18 protein-coding genes are annotated in these 20,055 nt (G+C 28.9%); 7 read left to right on the top strand and 11 right to left on the bottom strand.

Going from position 1 to position 20,055, the window contains the following annotated elements:
* Positions 1–208: 208 nt before the first annotated feature.
* From rtcA to thiL, 4 genes are all read right to left on the bottom strand, one after another.
* A complete protein-coding gene (rtcA, locus tag MAEO_RS07470; RefSeq protein ID WP_011974166.1) occupies positions 209–1,228 on the bottom strand; it encodes an RNA 3'-terminal phosphate cyclase in 1,020 nt (339 codons plus the stop codon).
* A 64-nt stretch (positions 1,229–1,292) separates the two neighbouring features.
* Positions 1,293–2,300: an NOL1/NOP2/sun family putative RNA methylase gene (locus tag MAEO_RS07465; RefSeq protein ID WP_011974165.1), complete on the bottom strand. Its 1,008-nt coding sequence runs from the start codon at positions 2,298–2,300 to the stop codon at positions 1,293–1,295.
* Positions 2,284–2,784: an archaeosortase family protein ArtE gene (artE, locus tag MAEO_RS07460; RefSeq protein ID WP_011974164.1), complete on the bottom strand. Its 501-nt coding sequence runs from the start codon at positions 2,782–2,784 to the stop codon at positions 2,284–2,286. The genes MAEO_RS07465 and artE overlap by 17 nt, the downstream gene beginning before the upstream one ends.
* Entirely contained in the window at positions 2,777–3,760 is a 984-nt protein-coding gene (thiL, locus tag MAEO_RS07455; RefSeq protein WP_011974163.1) for a thiamine-phosphate kinase, read from the bottom strand. Before thiL ends, artE begins: the two co-directional genes overlap by 8 nt.
* A 288-nt stretch (positions 3,761–4,048) precedes the next feature.
* On the opposite strand from thiL, the gene MAEO_RS07450 reads away from it, so the two are divergent.
* Together MAEO_RS07450 and MAEO_RS07445 are read left to right on the top strand one after the other, a co-directional pair.
* Entirely contained in the window at positions 4,049–5,353 is a 1,305-nt protein-coding gene (locus MAEO_RS07450) for a radical SAM protein (RefSeq protein WP_011974162.1), read from the top strand.
* Between the two features lie 127 nt (positions 5,354–5,480).
* Positions 5,481–6,281, top strand: a complete 801-nt coding sequence (locus tag MAEO_RS07445) for a hypothetical protein (RefSeq protein ID WP_011974161.1) — start codon at positions 5,481–5,483, stop codon at positions 6,279–6,281.
* A gap of 67 nt (positions 6,282–6,348) precedes the next feature.
* Here MAEO_RS07445 and MAEO_RS07440 read toward each other — a convergent pair whose 3' ends face one another.
* A complete protein-coding gene (locus tag MAEO_RS07440) occupies positions 6,349–7,584 on the bottom strand; it encodes an ABC transporter permease (RefSeq protein WP_011974160.1) in 1,236 nt (411 codons plus the stop codon).
* Positions 7,577–8,380, bottom strand: a complete 804-nt coding sequence (locus MAEO_RS07435) for an ABC transporter ATP-binding protein (protein ID WP_048062409.1) — start codon at positions 8,378–8,380, stop codon at positions 7,577–7,579. Before MAEO_RS07435 ends, MAEO_RS07440 begins: the two co-directional genes overlap by 8 nt.
* Positions 8,381–8,815: 435 nt before the next feature.
* Here MAEO_RS07435 and MAEO_RS07430 point away from each other — a divergent pair, with 435 nt between their 5' ends.
* Complete coding sequence (locus MAEO_RS07430; RefSeq protein ID WP_011974158.1) at positions 8,816–9,997, top strand: redox-regulated ATPase YchF; 1,182 nt, start codon at positions 8,816–8,818, stop codon at positions 9,995–9,997.
* Between the two features lie 55 nt (positions 9,998–10,052).
* Here the strand turns inward: MAEO_RS07430 and MAEO_RS07425 are convergent, their stop codons facing one another.
* From MAEO_RS07425 to speB, 4 genes are all read right to left on the bottom strand, one after another.
* The gene (locus tag MAEO_RS07425) at positions 10,053–10,919 is read right to left on the bottom strand and encodes a topoisomerase DNA-binding C4 zinc finger domain-containing protein (RefSeq protein WP_011974157.1); all 867 of its coding nucleotides are present in this window, start codon (positions 10,917–10,919) and stop codon (positions 10,053–10,055) included.
* A gap of 60 nt (positions 10,920–10,979) precedes the next feature.
* A complete protein-coding gene (locus tag MAEO_RS07420; protein WP_011974156.1) occupies positions 10,980–12,503 on the bottom strand; it encodes a thiamine pyrophosphate-binding protein in 1,524 nt (507 codons plus the stop codon).
* A 480-nt stretch (positions 12,504–12,983) separates the two neighbouring features.
* Positions 12,984–14,162 (bottom strand): DUF2117 domain-containing protein, encoded by a 1,179-nt coding sequence (locus MAEO_RS07415; protein WP_011974155.1) that lies wholly within the window; start codon positions 14,160–14,162, stop codon positions 12,984–12,986.
* Positions 14,163–14,171: 9 nt separating this feature from the next.
* A complete protein-coding gene (gene speB / locus MAEO_RS07410; RefSeq protein WP_011974154.1) occupies positions 14,172–15,011 on the bottom strand; it encodes an agmatinase in 840 nt (279 codons plus the stop codon).
* Positions 15,012–15,147: 136 nt separating this feature from the next.
* On the opposite strand from speB, the gene purC reads away from it, so the two are divergent.
* The 4 genes from purC to MAEO_RS07390 all read left to right on the top strand — a co-directional run bounded on the left by purC (position 15,148) and on the right by MAEO_RS07390 (position 19,145).
* Positions 15,148–15,876, top strand: coding sequence for a phosphoribosylaminoimidazolesuccinocarboxamide synthase (purC, locus tag MAEO_RS07405; RefSeq protein ID WP_011974153.1), 729 nt, complete (start codon positions 15,148–15,150; stop codon positions 15,874–15,876).
* A gap of 342 nt (positions 15,877–16,218) precedes the next feature.
* The gene (locus MAEO_RS07400; RefSeq protein ID WP_232202521.1) at positions 16,219–16,503 is read left to right on the top strand and encodes a hypothetical protein; all 285 of its coding nucleotides are present in this window, start codon (positions 16,219–16,221) and stop codon (positions 16,501–16,503) included.
* Positions 16,504–16,511: 8 nt separating this feature from the next.
* On the top strand, positions 16,512–18,260 hold the full coding sequence (locus tag MAEO_RS07395) for a formylmethanofuran dehydrogenase subunit A (protein ID WP_011974151.1): 1,749 nt from the start codon (positions 16,512–16,514) through the stop codon (positions 18,258–18,260).
* Positions 18,261–19,145, top strand: a complete 885-nt coding sequence (locus MAEO_RS07390; RefSeq protein ID WP_011974150.1) for a formylmethanofuran dehydrogenase subunit C — start codon at positions 18,261–18,263, stop codon at positions 19,143–19,145.
* Positions 19,146–19,224: 79 nt separating this feature from the next.
* On the opposite strand, the gene larB is transcribed toward MAEO_RS07390, so the two are convergent.
* Positions 19,225–20,022: a nickel pincer cofactor biosynthesis protein LarB gene (larB, locus tag MAEO_RS07385; protein ID WP_011974149.1), complete on the bottom strand. Its 798-nt coding sequence runs from the start codon at positions 20,020–20,022 to the stop codon at positions 19,225–19,227.
* Positions 20,023–20,055: the final 33 nt, after the last annotated feature.

Genomic DNA, 20,055 nt, shown 5'->3' with positions numbered 1-20,055 from the left:
TATTCCTCTTTAATATCTGTATAAAATTAATAATAAAATAAATATGATTAAAAATATAATTAATAAACTATCATTATATTAATAAAAGAGAGGTATTATAAATAATTTATTAAATGTTTTTAATGTTTTTATAAATTAATATGCAATTCTATGATAAACATATAAAACTAAAATTTATATAAATGGGAGCTCCGCGGAGCTCCCTATTTTAACATGTTATTAAAAAACCATTGCAATTATTATTTTTATATTTTTCAACATTAAATTTAACATTTAACAATTTTTCGACTACGAATATGTTGGATAAGGTATGGTCGGTAATTTTAGAAACTCCAACAGAACCACCATAAAATGGTAAAAATGGGATTATTTGGTCTCCCATATATTTATCAAGTGCCATTCCTGAGTTTATTTCTTTTAAAAGATTTTCGACTGCACTGGCCCCAACAATTTCAGCCCTTAATCCTTTTTCTCCAAGCATGGAGCTCCCTAAACTACCATATTTTAAAAATATTCCAACTCCCGAGGAGCTCCCTTTTATATTTTCTATTTTTATATTTGGTATAAATCCATGCTTCATAATTAGGTTTGTTGCGGAGCTCCGAATTCTTTTAGAAATTTGAGCATCTAAATTTTGATTAAATATTATTCCTTCAACTACATTATTATTCTTATTTAATTCCACCAAATCAATAATTTTATTTAATTTGGAATGTTTTATATGTAATTTAACCTCTCCGCCACCTTCTGGATAAAATCCCCTTTTAATTATTTCAACCTGTCCATCATACCCCATTTTATTTAAAATATCCATAGTAATATATTTAATATAATCAATAGTGGGAGAATTTTTTACATTAGTTCCCCCTTTAATGTTAATTGTAACATCTTTATCAATAAATAACCCAACCGGTAGAATTGACTGAATAACCAGAGAAATACTTCCAGCAGTTCCAATATCCATAGTAAAATCTTTTGGAGACAGTTTATTCGGATAAAATTCCATCGTTTCAGAACCTTTAAAAAGTCCTTCTACCTTTGCATTACACAGTTTTTTAATGGCATTTACACAGGCTATATGCTGGTGAGATAGCCCTTTATTTTTTCTATTTTTTCGTATATTTATTATTTTTATGGGCTTTTGAGTAATGGCACTCAATGAAACAGCGGTTCTAATAATTTGACCTCCTCCTTCGCCATAACTCCCATCTATTGTTATTATTTCCATTATTTTCCCCATATTATTATTAATATCATATAAATATTATATAATAATATTATTCATGTTTAATTTATTGTATTTTTCTAATTTTAGCTATAAAAAATGGCTCATTTGGTGGAATTACCTTTATTGTGCCATTTACTTCGCCATCAACTACGCTAATTCCTGTAATCGTATCTTTAAAATTAGATATATTTATTAATTCAATATCTTTTCTCATACTCAATATATATTCTATTACTTCTTCATTTTCTTCAATTTCCGCCGAACAGGTACTATAAACCAATTCCCCACCTGTTTTTAATAATTCTATACCTATATTTATCATGTTTTTCTGCCTTAAAGAGCAGTATCGTATATCTCTTTTGCTAACCTCCCTATTTTTATCCTTTATATCATTTCCAGAACAGGGGGCATCTAATAATATTTTATCAAACGAATTAAAATACTTCAACCTAAGGGCATCGCTATTTAATATTATTGTATTTGTTATATTCATTCTAAATATATTTGATTTTAAGCTTTTAATTCTTTTTCTATTCACTTCATTAGCTACAACAATTCCCTTATTATTCATTAATTGGCATAAATGTGTGGTTTTCCCCCCTGGAGCTGAACACATATCAAGAACCATATCCTTTTCAGAAGGATTTAACACCAAAGACGGAATTACGGAGGATATACTTTGTAAATAATAATATCCAAATAAATATTCTGGTGTTGCTCCAACTGGAACTTTTGTATTTTTTATTTTGAATAAATATTCTAAAAATGTATCCTCTAATTCTATTCCCTTATCTGTAAGTCGAGCTTTTAGCTTTTCGGGTGTTATTTTTAAGGTATTTACTCTAATATATTGTGTAGTTGGTGTTTTATCTTTATTTGTATCCTTACTTTTTTTATTGTCCTTATTTTTGTTTTGGTCGTTTTTGCCTTTGCCTTTAATATTTTTATTGGTATTTTTAATATTTTTGCTTTTATTGTCTTTATTTTTATTTATTTTATTATCTTTATCTTTATTTTCTCGACTGGCATGTAAATTTTTGCCTTTGCTTTTACTGTTAAATTTTTTTCTCATTAGTATCACTTATATTAATTAACTTTAAATAAATCATTGAAGCCATAACTGTTAAAGTTGGTGCAGTTATAAATCCAATAATATCATGTATCATATGTATTCCATGTATGTAATATACCCCAAACAATCCGATTAATACAATCCTTAGCACATTTCCAAAATAAACAATAATTGATAGTGGTAGTCCTATCAATATATCTTTAATATTTTTGGATATTGAAAATACAAGGGCAAGATATATTGCTACCAATTCAAGACCCACACAAGCCCCGATAACTTCCAAAACCATATTGGACAAATAAATCATATTCCCAGAATATGAAGCTCCAACAAGCATATTTAAAATAAAATAACTTTGATATGCTACAATATCAACCAATCTATTCTTTAATGGTAGGAACAATATATTAAATAATATACACAATACAAAAAATTTTATTAAAAATATATATTTATTATTTATATTTGTTTTTGAATTATTCATTTTTATCGCTCCATTTATGGACATAACCGCTAGTATGGAGTATTTCATCATCTAAATAATGCCCTTTATCTATTATTTTTCCTATCTTTTTTAGTTTTATTATTTTGGTATTATCATATTTATTTAATATATTATTTATTTTATCATATTTATTTGTGGTAAATAGGAGCTCCCACTCTTCGCCACTATTTAAAGCAACCTCAACAGGATTTAAATTAAATCTATTGCAAAATTCAATTACAATTTTAGGCATGGCATTTATTAATTTTTTTGATTTTACTTCAAAATTTCCCATATAAAATAATTCTTTTCCCAATCCATCCGATATATCGCAACAAGAAGAAGCATAATTATATTTATTTAATAGTAATCCCATTTTCACCTGTGCAATGGGCATATATAATTTTTCCATAATTTCACTATATTCTTCAATAAGGTTATTATGCTTTTTATCCGTTTCAATCATTTCAAGTATTTTAAAAGCACAATAAACTTTCCCAATATCGTTAGTTATGACTATATCGTCGCCCACATTTCCATTATATCGGTATAATGGATTAGAGGCAATTCCAAAAGCCGTTCCACATAATGTTAATTCCTTTGATTTATTTGTATCTCCCCCAATAATAGGGCAACAATATAATTCTGTTGCATAATTTATGCCTTTTGTTAATTCCTCAATGAATTTTTTAGAGGGATTATTAAATCCCATAGAAACTACAATTCCCAAAGGTTTTGCTCCCATTGAAGCAATATCTGAAAGATTTGCCGTTATAACCCTATGCCCGATTTGAAATGGAGATAATATATTTGGAAAATGGGAGCTCCTAAACATCATATCCGTAGTTATTGTTAAATAATTATTTTCGCCCATACCTACAACGGCACAATCATCACCTATTGATTTTACCACATGGGAGCTCCCTTTATATTTTAAATTATTTTGTATTATTTTTATAATATTCAATTCGTCCATAAATACACCAGTGAGAAAAATAGCAATGATAGATATATATAGGAAATATACCAAGTTTCAAAACCTGTTTTATTGTAGTATGCTATTTTACGCTTATGACCTATTTTCATAATTCATAACATTTATCAAATAAATATATATACTATTAGTATATATTATAGTTTGGTGGATGATGACCGGAGTAGCTTCTGACTTTGTGATGAAAGATGGGCGAGCTGACACCGTTTTTTTTAAAAACTGTTTTGAATTTTATAATTTTATTAATATTCTCTATTTTTTTGTGATATCATGATAAAAAATGTAGCACTAATTTTTCCAAACAAATTTAAAGGTGGCATATCCAGTTTAGCTATGCAAATATTACATCATCATCTAAATAGCTACAACGATGTAAATTGCGATATGTATTTTATGGAAAATTATAAGGATATAAAAAATAAAGATGCTATAATTATAACACTTCAATATGAAAATGATTATTTTAATGTAATTAATATAATAAATAATTTAAAACCAAGAAATCCAAATGCTATTTTTATTGGTGGTGGTCCTTGTGCTATGGCAAACCCAATGCCATTGAATAATTATTTTGATGCCTTTGTTGTAGGGGAAATAGAGGGAACAAATATAATGTATGATTTAATTAACAAGGAGCCCGTAGAAAATGGAGTATATTATCCAAAATTAAACGATTTTGATACTGTAAAAAGAATATATCCAAAATTATTTGATATTCAAGATTACCCATTATGCCAATTTACTCACCCGTCTGGAGCTTATGGGGAAGCTTTTTTGTTGGAACTGGGAAGAGGTTGCCCAAGAAGATGTAAATTTTGTATGGCAAAAAATATATATCGCCCACCACGATTTAAAAAAATAGAGGATTTAAAATATATTGCAGAGGAAGGGCTAAAACATACACCAGTAAATAAAATAGCTCTTATAAGTCCATCTGTTGGAGATTATAAATATATAGTTGATTTATGTCATCATATAAAAGATATAAAAGAAAATATATCAATATCTCCCTCCTCATTAAGGGCCGACACCATAACAGAAGAATTATTAAAAATCCTTGACCTAAAAACTCTCACAATAGCACCAGAAGCCGGAAGTGAGAGTTTAAGGAAATTTATTAAAAAAGATATTTCGGAAGACGATATTTTTAATGCCTTAAATATAGCAAAAGATAACAGAATAGATAAAGTAAAGCTTTATTATATGGTGGGACTACCCAATGAAACAGAAGAGGACATTGAAGAAATCATAAAATTATCTCAAATAGTTAAAAAAGATTTTAGGAAGGTTGAAGTTAGTGTAAATCCATTCATACCAAAACCTAAAACTGAATTTGAAAATGAACCATTTGATTTAAACTCAAAAAATACAATAAAATATATTGAAAAATCGTTAAAAAAATCAAATATAAAAGTATCTTATGAGAATTTTAATTCTATGATTGTGCAATGTGTTTTATGTCGTGGAGATAGTGATTTAGGGGAGATTATAGAACAATATAATAAACCAGTGCAATTTTTGAAGTATTTGAAAAAAGAAGAATTTTTAAATAATTATTTGGAGAGGATTGAATAAAAAAGTTTATTCATTTTATTTATGATATATTTTTTTATTTAATATTTATATATATTCTATAAATAATGTTTTATATAGTTTAAATTTCATATATTATATTATAAACATTATAATATTAGGAGAGATTATGAAAAAGATATTTTTTGTAGTTTTATTACTATACTTTATCCTCGGTGTATCTGGCGAATTGTGGGAGGATAATATTACAAATATTGAAGATAGTAAAACCACAACAGACATTACGGAAACATTTAACTTTCCTTATGATTTAGATGACATAACCATTCAAAATATGATTGTGGAAGTTAATGCAAATGACGTAGATGTTGGAGGTAGCGATTATGACGAAACAATATATATTTACAATACAAGCAGTAATTATAATCTATTGGGGGAGCTCCCTATTGGAACATCATTTAGAAAATTTATAATCACTGATATTATAAATAACACATATTATTCTCAGGGACATGACAGATTAGCCTTAAAAGGTAATACTCCATATAAGAGTAATAATCTAAATATTGTAATATATAATATCACAGGAGGAACACAAGAGATAAATGATACAATAGGAAGTAATAAAAAAAATTGGATACTTAATTGGAGTCCTGACAATATCTCTAAAATAGAAATCACAGTTAGAAAAAGATTTGGAGGGGATTTTGTAAGTGTTGATGGAGATTATATTGGAATATTGGACGCAGAAAATGAAAATACCCAATTTACAATAGATGGAGATAATGCTACAAATATTCTTAGCGATGGAGTAATATCAATTAAAGTTGATAAAAGTAATATTGGTAATGATGATAAAATACAGGTTAATACCATATCCGTAAAAGTAGAATATATTAACAATACCAACAGTGGAAGCGGAACTACTACTAAAACACCGATTCCATTAATATCGTATTGTTGTTATTAGTTATAATTCCCTATATTGCTTTAAAAATGGGAAAATATTAATTGAATATTTTTTTATTTAATATTTTTTATTTGATAATTTTAATTACTTTTTTAATTGTCATTTCCTCATCGTAAATCATAGAACCTATTTTAAATAATTTCACGGCTGATATGAAAGATAATACCGTAAATATAAACATAACACCCATAGATAAATAAACCTCCAAAGGTTCTATGTGAGTTATACTCATTCTCATAAGCATAACTTGCGGAGCTGTGAAAGGAACAAATGACAATATTTTAATAATGTAATGATTTGGATTAGATTGAATTAGCGTAAGAATTAATAAAGGTATTATTTGCACCATTATAATCGGACTTATAATCTGCCCCGCATCTTTTTGAGTCGTAAATAATGAGGATAGCCCACTTAACAATGACACATAAAATAAATATGCCATTACAAAGAACACAACCGCGGAAACCATTAAAAACGGCGGAATTTTCAATGCTACCATAGATATAATTGGGAGGGCAAATAAAATCCATATACTCATTTGAATTAATCCTAAAAATGATATTCCAATTATTTTTCCAATCAATATATTTGTTGAATTTGTTGTTGTAAGCAGGAGTTCCATGATTCTATGCTGTTTTTCTTCAATTACACTGTTGGTGCATAGTCCAGATACGGAAATTATGGCAATATATAAAAGCATGGCAAAGCCAAATGGCATCATTTGAGAAATTATATTTTCTTTTTCCTCTCCTTTTTTGCTTATACTGTATATTTCAAGATTAATCGGTGATTTTACAATATTATATGTTTTTTCATCTACTTTGTCCTTTAATACTGTGGATAATACAATATCTTTTATGGAGCTCCTTATAATTGAGGGGATTGTTTTTGATTTTGAATAAATAGTCATAGGTTCATTTTCAAGATAATTTTTAGGAATTATTATAAATGCATTGATATCCCCATTTATTACGGCATTTTTTCCGATTTCCGTATTATTATATTTTATAAATTGCATCGTGATATTTTCCTGTTTAAGTGGATTAAATGATTTAAACAGGGGCGGAATATCCATTCCAAAGTTATCAATATATCCTATTTTTTGGTCTTCAACTTCCGCTGTAAAATATGCCGTAGCCATTGTAATTAATATCATCACAACCGGAACAAGTAAAATCATTAAAATAAACTGCTTCCGTTTGATATTGCTTAATATTTCTCGTTTTGCTATTGCCTTTATTTTTGTTAGAGAATTCAAAAATCTTTGATTTTTGTAAATTTTCTTGATATTATCTTTATCCATTATTATCCTCCATAAATAATTCTTCCAAGGAGCTCCTTACTTCAAATTTAACAATATTATTTTTTATATTTTCATCATTTAATAATTGCAATGCTTCGCCATGGGACAAATTATATTTTATTAGCTTATTATCTTCCAAATATTCAATATATGCCGTTTTTTTGCATATTTCATCTAATCTACCATATTTAACAGCTTTTCCTTCTTTTAAAATTAATATTCTATCGCAAAATCTTTCAATTTTTTCCAGCTGGTGGGTGGATAATATTATGGTTTTCCCCTGTTCTTTGAGCCCATAAATTATATCCTTTATTAAATTCAAATTTACAATATCGAGCCCAGTAAATGGCTCATCAAGTATAATTATGTCGGGATTATGGATAATTGATACAATAAACTGAATTTTTTGCTGGTTTCCTTTTGAAAGAGTTTTTATTTTGCTATTTTTATATTGGGACACATTTAATTTATTTAAATAATAATCAATTTGTTCCTTTAATTTTGAAGTAGGTATATCATGGAGCTCCCCAAAGAATTTTAAAATATCCTTTACTTTTTCATCTTTATAAAGCCCCCGCTCCTCTGGCAAATACCCAATATTTCCATTTATCAATACTTCCCCGTTGTAATTGTCAATAATTCCACTTATAATTCGTAGTGTGGTGGTTTTTCCTGCTCCATTGTGTCCTAACAATCCAAATATTTCCCCTTTTTTTACATTAAATGATAAATTATTTAGTGCCAGTTTATTGCCATAGTATTTTGATATCTGTTTCAATACTACACCATCCATCATTTCACCAAGTTTAATAAATTATAGATATTATAGTATGTTCAAGAACTTTTTAATTAATAAACACCATTGTATGTAAAATATTACGGATATATTATATGCCTCTCCGTAATCTTTTTGACTAATGGAGAACAGATCAGATGAAAATCACTTCGTGATTTTCATTACTCAAATTCCTTTGGAATTTGACTTTTTGAATACCTACTACATGGAGCTCCTTTATTTTTTCTTTATTTTTTTATATATCTTTATATAATATATTAAATAATGTTTGTAATTGATAATAATTATTGATTTGAGAATACCGTATAGTGAGATTATAGGAAAAATACGCAAAATCAGGCGATTTGAATATTTTCACTATCTAAAATTTCCTACGGGAATTTTACGAAATTAAAACTCGAAGAGTTTTAATTAAAAAAGAAAAAAGGCGAAAATATGGCAATATTAGGAATTGTAGGAAAACCGAATGTAGGAAAAAGCACTTTATTTAATGCTATGACCGAAAAAGTAGCAGACATTGGAAATTATCCATTCACAACAATAAACCCAAATGTAGGAACATCATTTGTAAGTTCAGAATGCCCTTGCGTTGAATTAGATATTCAGTGCAACCCAAATAATTCAAAATGTATTGATGGAACAAGATATGTCCCAGTTGAAATAATTGATGTAGCTGGTTTGGTTCCAGAGGCACATAAAGGAAAAGGTATGGGAAATAAATTTTTAGACGATTTAAGGCAGGCTGATGCCTTTATAGTGGTGGTTGATGCAAGTGGAACAACGGATATAGAAGGAAATCCAGCAGAAAATCACGACCCCACCGAAGATGTAAAATTTTTGTTAAATGAAATAGATATGTGGATTTACGGAATAATTACAAAAAACTGGGATAAATTATCGAGAAAAGCCCAACAGCAGAAAAATACGGCAAAGATAATATCAGAACAATTAAGTGGATTGAATATTACCGAAGACCATGTTCATAATTCAACTAGAAATATGGACGAAAGCCCCATTAAATGGACAGAGGAAGACCTTTTAACGCTATCCCAAACCCTTAGAAAAATTTCAAAACCAATGTTAATTTGTGCCAATAAGGCAGACCATCCAAATGCTGAAAACAACATAAAAAAATTAAAAGAAGAATTTAAAGATTATATTGTAATACCTACCTCCGCAGAAATAGAATTAACCTTAAAAAGAGCAGAAGCAGGAAATATAATAAAATATGATAGAGCTAACAATGATTTTGAGATAATAAATGATTCATTAAATGATGCCCAAAAAAATGCTTTAAATTATATTAAAGAATATTTAAAAAAGAATAATGGGACAGGTGTGAGAGATTTATTGAATAATGCTTATTTTGAATTATTAAATATGATTGTGGTTTATCCTGTGGAGGACGAAAACAAATATTGCGATAAAAAAGGAAATGTTCTCCCAGATGCTCATTTAGTTAAAAAAGGCACAACTGCAAAACAGTTGGCATATAAAATACATACAGACATAGGAGATAAATTCATATATGCCGTAGATGCAAAGAAAAAAATAAGAATTGGAGCCGACCAAGAATTAAAAGAAAAAGATGTAATAAAAATAGTATCAGCGGCATAATTATTATTATATAATTTATATATGGGAGGGGAGCTCCCAAAATATTTTTTATTATTTATTTTTTTGAAAATCTTCTATATAAACAGGTTGGATAACCAGTGCATCCTAAAAATTCTCCTTTCCTTGTTCTAATGGTTCTCAATTTTTCCCCACACCATGGACAGATATCATCTTTCATCTGTTTTTTAACTTCGTCCATTAAAGAATATTCTTTTTTGCATAATCTAAATACATTATATCTAACTAAATTAACTTTGGTATCTATATATACCATATAACTTTTAAAGAGCTCTGTATTTTCCAAATTAATTGTAATTTCATTACCATTAATTATTAGTCCCCTTGTGAGCTCCATCTTAGTTTTCAATGGTATTAACCAGTATCCGCAACCAGAATAATTAAATAATCCAGCTGTGTATTTTAATCTACCCAATAACCAGTTATAATCCCTATTTGCAATATATTTTGCACTTTCTTCAACTGTATCGAAAGCATTTCTTTCTCTCATTCTATCAAGAACATCTATTATGTGTTCATCTCCAGAATTATATCCTTCCATAATTATTTCTTCAAATGTAGATATAAATTTATTTTTATCAATATTTATAGTCAATAAAAGACCATCAAATCCATTTGCTACAATATATTTTTCATTTTCTATAATCTTTTGTTTATCGAATTTAAAAGATAATCTTGCATTTATAAATTTATTTCCATTGTCGGAAGTTCCCTTTATTAAATTATATCGTTCTTCACAATCTCTCTTAACTCCATAATAAAATATTGGCTTTTTTCCGTTTTTTAATCCAATTATTGATATTAACGCTTCTGGAACTTCCCAATTTTGATTAAAGTTTTCATTATCTAATTTTGTTGCATTAAAGTGTATATTCCCAGTTAAAATCTTAAATAATTTATTCATATATTTTCACTCCATTAATCCGTATTATTTGTTATTTAGTTATTTTGTAATTATTAGTTATTAATTAAATGATTTTTTTGGCAATGACTCATTTTCACATTCAACTACCATTAAATAAGGTTTGTTGTTATTTAAATAATATTTTATGTTATTTTCTATTTCATCAATATCTGAGATATATATATTATCTATATTATATCCATCTGCTATTTTATTGAAATCTGGATTTTTAATATCTCCAAATATGTTTAATCTGTTGTTTTTCATTATAATTATTAATATTTTTAAGTTGTTTTCGGAAACGGTAGCTAATTCTTGTATATTCATTTGAAACCCGCCGTCTCCATTTATCGAAACTACTTCCCTATCAATATTATTATCCAAACATCCAAATTTAACTCCAATTGATGCAGGAAGCCCAAATCCCATAGTCCCCATGCTGTGGGAAGAAATAATATTTTTCGGAGCTCCACAAGTTTTTAATAATGATACAAAAACTGTATGATTTCCTGCATCTGTCGTAATTATGGTATCATCTGGCAAATTATTTAATATTTCATTAATTTTTAAAGAATAATCTCCACATAATTTATTATTGGGATTAATATTATTGCCGATATTATTAATATATACATTATTATATTTGTAGTTTAATGTATTTATTAATAATTCAATATCCTCTAAATTATTAATATTTATTGGTATATCTTTTATTTTAGGTATTATTTTATCTCTAATTAGGGGAGGTAATGTATTGTATGATAAAGAGGCTCCTAAGCAATACACAGTATCACAATTTAAAATATATTGGTTTGCTTTTTCTGTGCCTCTTCCCCCAACTAAACCAAGACAGATTGGGTTATTTTCATCAATAACTCCCCTTGCAGGATATGTTGTGGCTATTGGAATGTGGCTATTTTTTAATATGTCATTTATTTTTAATATGTCATTATAAGATAAATTCCCATAAATACCCTGGCCAATCAACAACAATGGTTTACCTGTGGTGTTATAATCTATGTTATTTAATATAGATGTATTGTCTTTTTTATTATTTTTTTCATCTTTATAGTTATTTTCATTATTATTACGGTTATTGTCGTCATTGCTATCCAATAATACGCCATACGGGATATTTAAGTGAATGGGCTTTTTGGTATTTATTGATTCATTAAATGCCTTTTCAAAATATTTTATATCCGGGGCATCTACAAAATATCCATTTTGCAAATTTAAAAAATCCATATTTATTTCTTGAAAATAGTTTTTATTAATATATTCTTTTTTACATCTCCCTGTAATTGCTATCACAGAGGAGGAATCTTTATATGCCGTAGCTATTCCAGTCATTAAATTTGTTGCACCAGGTCCCGCAGTTGCTAAACATACTCCAACATGATTTGTAATTCTGCTGTATCCGTCCGCCATATGTGAAGCTCCCTGTTCGCTTCTTACCATTATATTTTTTATGGGTGATTCATTTAAACCGTTGTATAATGGAAGAATTTGTTCCCCAGGATATGAAAAAACTGTTTTTATATTCTTTTTTATTAAAAAATCTAATATCTCGTCTGTAAAGTTCATTTTATCCCTTAATCCCATTAAATATATTTGTTAATGTTGTTTGTTGAATGTTGTTATCATTGTCTTTTTTATTATTGTTAATACTATTACTTTCTTTATTATTTTTATTATTACTATTACTATTTTTCCTATTTCTATTTTCAAATTCCATAATTTTTGGATTTATTATTCTATAATAATTGCGTATTGATATTTAAAGAATAGGTAAAATGACACTTGCTATTATATACTCTTTAATAATCAACCAGTAAGAAAAATCACTCAAAATCGAAAAGCATATAAAAGAGAAAAATCATAAAAAAAGTAAGAAATATAAGGGGGTCTAAAAGACATATCCATTTCCGAGCGAAGCGAAGGAAATCGTATAAATTCACGAAGTGAATTTTGAGATTAAAACAAGGATGGAAATGTATCTAACAACAACAAATTAATAGATATAAGTCTAAAAGACACATCCATTAAAACAAGGATGGAAACTAATTAATAATGCTCAATATCATAATCAATTTTATTTTTATTTAGAAGTTCTTTTATATAATTTAATACTGCATCATAAGTAAATTTTTTATTTCTATTTTTCAATTTTTCTTCCAACATCTTCCCTACATCATCATCTTTATAGTTTTTTATTAAAAATATATTTGAACCTTCTGTAATTATTGGATTTTTTAAAATGTCGTCCCTGTCTCCATCTGTAATACCTATTATTTTAATGTTAAATCTGGCTAAAATGTCTCCGCAAATGGTTGTTGTATCGTCCCCGATAGTAATTACAATGGGAGCTCCCTTATTTTTTACAGATTCTAAAACATCCTCTCCCGCATGATTTATAATAATTATTTCCCCCATATCGTTAGATGGGCTAGTATTCATCTTATTTATTTTATTTTTATTTATATTAGATGGATGCCTTCTTAAAACACCTGTTTTTATAATAACCTTATTTAAATCAATCTCTCCAAGTTTTTCAACTCCATGCCATTTTATTTCTCCATTGATTATATCTATTAATTTGTTGTTAGATACTAAAATTACAGGAGCTCCAATAGCTCTACCTACCACAATGCCATTTAACATAATGGCCTCCCCTTTATCTACTCCATGGAGCTCCCTGTATATATTGTTGTTTTCCTCCCAAACTGTCAACCCCTTACTTACGCAATTTTCAACGGGAAGATTTAATTTATCCGATAAATAATTTATTAATTTATTTTCAAAATCATTTTTTGGAGTATTCCATATTAATATTGTGCCGTCTTTCTCCTTTGGTCTTTCTATTTGTATGACTATTTTATTTTTTATATTGCTTCGTTCTACAACGATTTTACCGAATGTGTGCCCTGTTTCTTTTGATTTTCCATAATTTATTAAAAATAATATATCATTGTGTTTATTTAATTTTTTTAAGCTTTCAGATGGAACTAATTTTTCCGAGATATCAATTGTATTTTCTAAATTGTTGTCTATAACTGCCACCCTTCCAATTGTGCCCCCCAACTTTGCCATTAGTTTTATCTTTGTGGAATTATATTTAAAATCATTTAATAAATCAAAAATCATTTTAGCACTACCTGAATCAATTATTTCTGGTCCATGAACTACTATTCCTATATTTACGGTGCTTTCTGTTTTGTTATTTTTATCTTTATTATTGTCCATTTTATCGCCTTATAATAAAATTAATTCTCTCACTATTTTTGCCCCCATAATTGAAGTAATATTTCCAGCATCATAATGCGGTGAAACCTCAACAACATCAAAACCTATGATATTGTCTTTTAATTCTTTAAATAAATATAATGAATTCATTAATTCTTTTGAAGAAAATCCGCATGGCTCTGGTGTTCCAGTTCCCGGGGCAAAGGCAGGGTCTAAAACATCTATATCTATTGTTATATATATTTTTTTATCTAATTCTTTTATTATATTTATGTCTTCTTTTGTTGGGAGCTCCATACTAATATTTGTGTTTTTTTCTCCGAATTCCCATTCCTCTTCATCTCCACTTCTTATTCCAAATTGATATATATCTTTTGTTAAATCAAAGCACCTTCTTATCACACTTGCATGAGAATATTTATTATTCAAATAATTCTCCCTTAAATCGCAGTGGGCATCAAATTGAATTAATAATATATCATCATATTTTTTTTTTGCCGATTTTACTACTGGGTAAGTTATAGAATGCTCTCCTCCCAGCATAATTGGTATTTTATTGTTTTTCATTGAATTTTTTGATGCCTCATATATATACTTCATAATATCCTTTTGAGTTCCATCTACGGATATGTTGTGTAAATCACATATGGGAACATCAACCAAATCCTTTTTTAATATTGGGCTATATGTCTCCAATCCCCATGATGCTTTTCTTATCTCATCTGCTCCAAATCTTGCCCCTGGCTTATATGATGTTGTACCATCATATGGAGCTCCGAATATTGTATATAAACTATCTTCAAAATCATCATAAGCGCATATAAATTTAGAAAAATCTTCAAAATACATTTGACCACCATAATATTATATAAATTATAAAATCATAACCAAAATATAATAATATAATATTATAAATAATTATTAAATATTATTTAAAATATTATCTAATATATAAAAATAAATAAAATAAATATAAGGTGACAGTATGGATATAAATGTAAAAGAGATAATGAAAAATGAACCATTATACAGTGGAAAGGCAAAATCGATATATAAAATAGATGATGAAAAAGTATTAATTGATTTTAGAGATGATATAACTGCTGGAAATGGAGAAATGCACGATGTAAAGTCTGGAAAAGGATATTTAAATGCCTTGATATCCTCGAAATTATTTGAAGTGTTGGAACAACAAGGAGCTCCCACTCACTTTATAGAATACATAAAACCAAACCAGATGATAGCAAAAAATGTTGAAATAATCCCGATAGAAGTAATAGTTAGGAATATTGCAACAGGTAGTTTGTGCAGAAGATTCCCGTTCGAAGATGGAACAGTATTAGAAAATCCAATAGTTCAGTTTGATTATAAAAACGATGATTATGGAGACCCAATGTTAAATGACGACATAGCCCTTGCTTTAAAAATTGCTACAAAGGAAGAATTAAAACAATTAAAACAATTGGGTTTAAAAGTAAATGAAATATTATATAAATACTTTGATGAAATAGGAATTACCCTCGTAGATTTTAAAATTGAAATCGGGAAAACAACAGACGGAAAATTAGTAATTGCCGACGAAGTTAGCCCAGATACCATGAGATTATGGGATAAAGAAACAAAAGAAGCTATGGACAAAGATGTTTATAGAAAAAGTATGGGAGATGTTGTTGGAAAATACGAAATAGTTGCTAAAAAAATGGGATGTTTATAATCCCAAACGATGTATTTTGCAGGGAGCTCCCTGCGCAATTTAAATCATATTATTTTAAAATTTTTTTATTATCGACTTATTTTTATTTTAAAAATAGGCCCATTCAATTATTTAAATTTATATATTTATATTTTTAAATTACATTACTAAATCAGTAAAATAATAATTAAATATAATTACTAAAAATGCTTTATATCATTATTAATATATGTAATGATTACAGAATTTAAAAAAAAGTAATTAATATTAGTTATACTACATTTTCGGCTTAAATCAAATGGAAAATTTTATATACTGTCCAAGGCGTATTATTTATACGGTGTGATTTAATGTGTAGGTGTTATGATGGAGTGCCCATATTGTAATAAAGAAGATTGTGTTGATGAATATATTATTGAATTCTATTTAACGACACAGGAAAATTTCAAGAGAAGGAAGAATACGGCACTTGATGGAACTCCTGTGGTTTGTGAAGCTGGAATTTGCAAAACTACGGGGGATAAAATATGGTTTTGCCCACACTGTAAATCTTTGATTAAACATGTTGATTCCCATAGAGCAATAGTGCAGTGTCCAAAATGCCATAAAGATATAGCACTACCTGCAACAAATAGAACTTTTTGTTAGGTGAAATAATGGAACTAATAATTAAAAATGGGTATGTATATGACCCAAAAAATGGCATAGATGGAGAAGTTAAAGACATTATGGTTAAAGACGGAATAATTGTCGATAAAGTTTCAAAAGATGCTACTGTAATTGATGCTAAAAATATGGTTGTAATGCCCGGAGGGGTTGACCACCATACCCACATTGCGGGAACAAAAGTATGTACTGGTAGAATGCTTAGACCAGAAGACATAAGGAAAAACCCAGACCCAATGGTATTATTTGAACACCAAGACAGAGTAATGGGAGTAAAAAGAGGCGGGGGAGGACACTCATTAATGAGCACCTGGACAACAGGATATAGGTATGCTCAAATGGGATATACCACAGCCTTTGACCCAGCTTTTGCTCCAAGTGGTGCTAAACACGTTCATGAAGAATTTGAAAGAATGCCATTATTAGATAATGGATGTATGTTTTTATCAAGTAATAACTGGATGATATTAAAATATATCCACGATGGAGAATTAGACAAAGCAGCAGCTTATGTATCTTGGTTATTAGACCAAACCAAAGCTTATGCTATTAAGTTAGTAAATCCAGGAGGAGTAGAAGCATGGAGTTGGGGACAAAACATTGAAAATGGACAAGACCCAGTACCATACTTCAATTTATCGCCAAATGAAATTATAAGCGGACTAACAGATGTAAACGAAATGTTAAATATGCCTCATGCGGTGCATTTGCACGGTAATAATTTAGGAAGTCCTGGAAGCTATGAAACATTTATGGATAATGCAAAAGCAGCATTAAGGTCACAAGTTAATACAGTATCTGAAAGAGACACATCAGTTCATGCTACACATGTTCAATTTTATACATATGGCGGAGAATCAATGAAAGATATTGATTCAAGAGCCGAAGATGTGGCTAAGTTCATAAACAGCAACCCAATTACAATAGATGTAGGATTTTTAACATTGGATGAAACCACAACAATGACAGGAGATGGACCTATGGAATACCATCTTTATGCAATTACCAATAGGAAGTGGGCAAATAATGATATAGGTATTGAATGTGGTAGTGGTATTACACCATTCCATTATAAAGGTAAAAATCTCGTAAATGCTATTCAGTGGGCTGCTGGTTTAGAGTTAGCTCTTTTAATTGATGACCCTTGGAAAGCACTATTTGGAACTGACCACCCTAATGCAGGACCATTTATTAGATATCCTGATGTAATTTCATGGTTAATGAGTAGTAAAGAAAGACAGAGAATTATTGATGAAAAACTTAATAAAAAAGTTAAAAGTAGAACAATAATTGAGAGCTTAGATAGAGAATACTCATTATACGACATTGCCACAGTTACAAGAGCAGCCAATGCAAAAGTATTGGGATTAAAAGAAAAAGGACATCTTGGACTTGGTGCAGAAGCAGATATTGCAATATATGAATTGGATCCTGAAAATGATAAGTTAAATGATGCTCCAACGATTAAAAAGGCATTTACAAAAACAAAATACACCATCAAAGATGGAGAAGTTGTTGTTAAAGATGGAAAAATTGTAAATTCCACAAATATGGGTAAAACATATGTTACCGAGTCAAAATTCAACGACAAAGAAGTATATAGTAGTATGCTTGAAGATGTTGAAAGATTATTTAAGAGATACTATGCAATGCAAATGAGCACATACTACACAGGATATGAATATGTGCCACATAGAAAAGTAATAAAAGCAGGAAATGACTTAGGAGGTGGTCAATAAATGACATCAGTTAAAGAGTTAACCTTAGAAATAACCCAAACACCTCATGTTCTTGATGTGGAAGGAGTATTTACCCCCGATGCAGTTGCTGGAAAATCTGTTGAGGAAATTAAAAATATGGAAATTCAGATAGGTAGAAAAAAGAAACCAGTATCTGAATTTTTTGAAGTATCCGGGGAAGTTGGAGAAACCCCCGAAGAAACCAAGCTTATCATAAAAGGTAATGTGAGTATGGTTAAAAGGATAGGTTTAGGTATGACAGCAGGAGAAATTGTAATAGATGGAAATGCTGGAATGTATGTTGGAGCACAGATGAAAGGGGGAAAAATAACAGTAAATGGAAATGTTGATTCTTTTGCAGGGCAGGAAATGCTTGGAGGAGAATTAATAATAAAAGGAAATGCAGGAGATTATCTTGGCTCTTCATACAGGGGAGACATTGTAGGTATGAAAGGAGGAACAATCATTGTTGAAGGAGATGCTGGAACAGAAGTTGGAGAATACCTAAGTGGAGGAACAATCATTGTAAAAGGTAATGTGGACATATTATGTGGTATCCACATGCAAAAAGGAATTATTATTGTTGAAGGAGATGCAGATGGTAGAGTGGGAGAAAGTGCAGAAGGAAGAGGAACAATCATTGTAAAAGGAAAAATACACATAGGATCTGTTTCATATCTATACACTGAAACAGTGGAAAACCCAGAAATAAAGAATTATGGGGCAGTAGATGGTAAATACTATAAATTTGCAGGAGATACAGCATGTAGAGGCAATAAAAAAGTAAAAATATATGCTTCTGCGGAAAATAATAGCCATTTGTTGCCTGGAAATCCAATTCCATATGGGCCAACAGATGCCTATGATATACTCCATAAACAATAAATTATAAAAATAATATTTTTTTATTCTTTTTCTATTTAATCTATTTTAATATATTTTCTATTTTTAATTTAGATATAGGTTATTTTTGGGATTTTTTAACTTGCTTTGCTATCAATGATGCAAAACATGCCGCACCAAATCCATTATCTATATTTACCACAGTTAAACCCGGAGAGCATGAGCTCAACATGCAATTTAATGCGGAGCTCCCACTAGCACCCACACCATAACCAACAGAAATAGGCACACCAACAATAGGCACATCTGTCAAACCTGCCACCACCGAGGGGAGAGCTCCCTCCATACCTGCAAGAACGATGATACAACATACATTATTTTTTATCATATTTTTTAATGGATTAAATAATCTATGTATTCCTGCAACGCCTACATCATATGCTGTAATTACCTCACAACCAATAAATTCTGCCGTAAGTTTTGCCTCCTCCGCTATCGGTATGTCGCTTGTCCCCCCACACAATATTCCGATTTTTCCGATTTTTTTAGAATTATAATCTTTTTTCTTAAATATAACGGCATTGGCAACTTCATTTATTATTATTTCTGTATTGTTATCAATATTATAGTCTTCAATAATATTATTTTTATCTGATTTTAATTTTAAAATATGTTCATCTTTTAATTTTGTAGCAAGTGCAATATTATTTTTATTTAATAACTCATTTAATGCTAAAATAATATCTTCAAATTTTTTATTTTTTCCATAAACCACTTCGGGAATTCCAGTCCTAGCCTCTCGATTTATATCCATTTTTATTTTTTCTTCAATTTCTTCTATATGATGGACTTTTAGAAGGCTTTCAGCCTCTTCCACAGTGATATTTTTATTTAATAACTCATTTAATATTTCTCTCATTATATCCCATTTTTTGATGAAATTCCATTTTTT

This window comes from Methanococcus aeolicus Nankai-3, from assembly GCF_000017185.1.
Taxonomy (GTDB): Archaea; AGJL01; Methanococci; order Methanococcales; family Methanococcaceae; genus Methanofervidicoccus; species Methanofervidicoccus aeolicus.
Note: the sequence above shows the minus strand (reverse complement) of the source record. Positions and strands in the feature narration are given on the sequence as shown.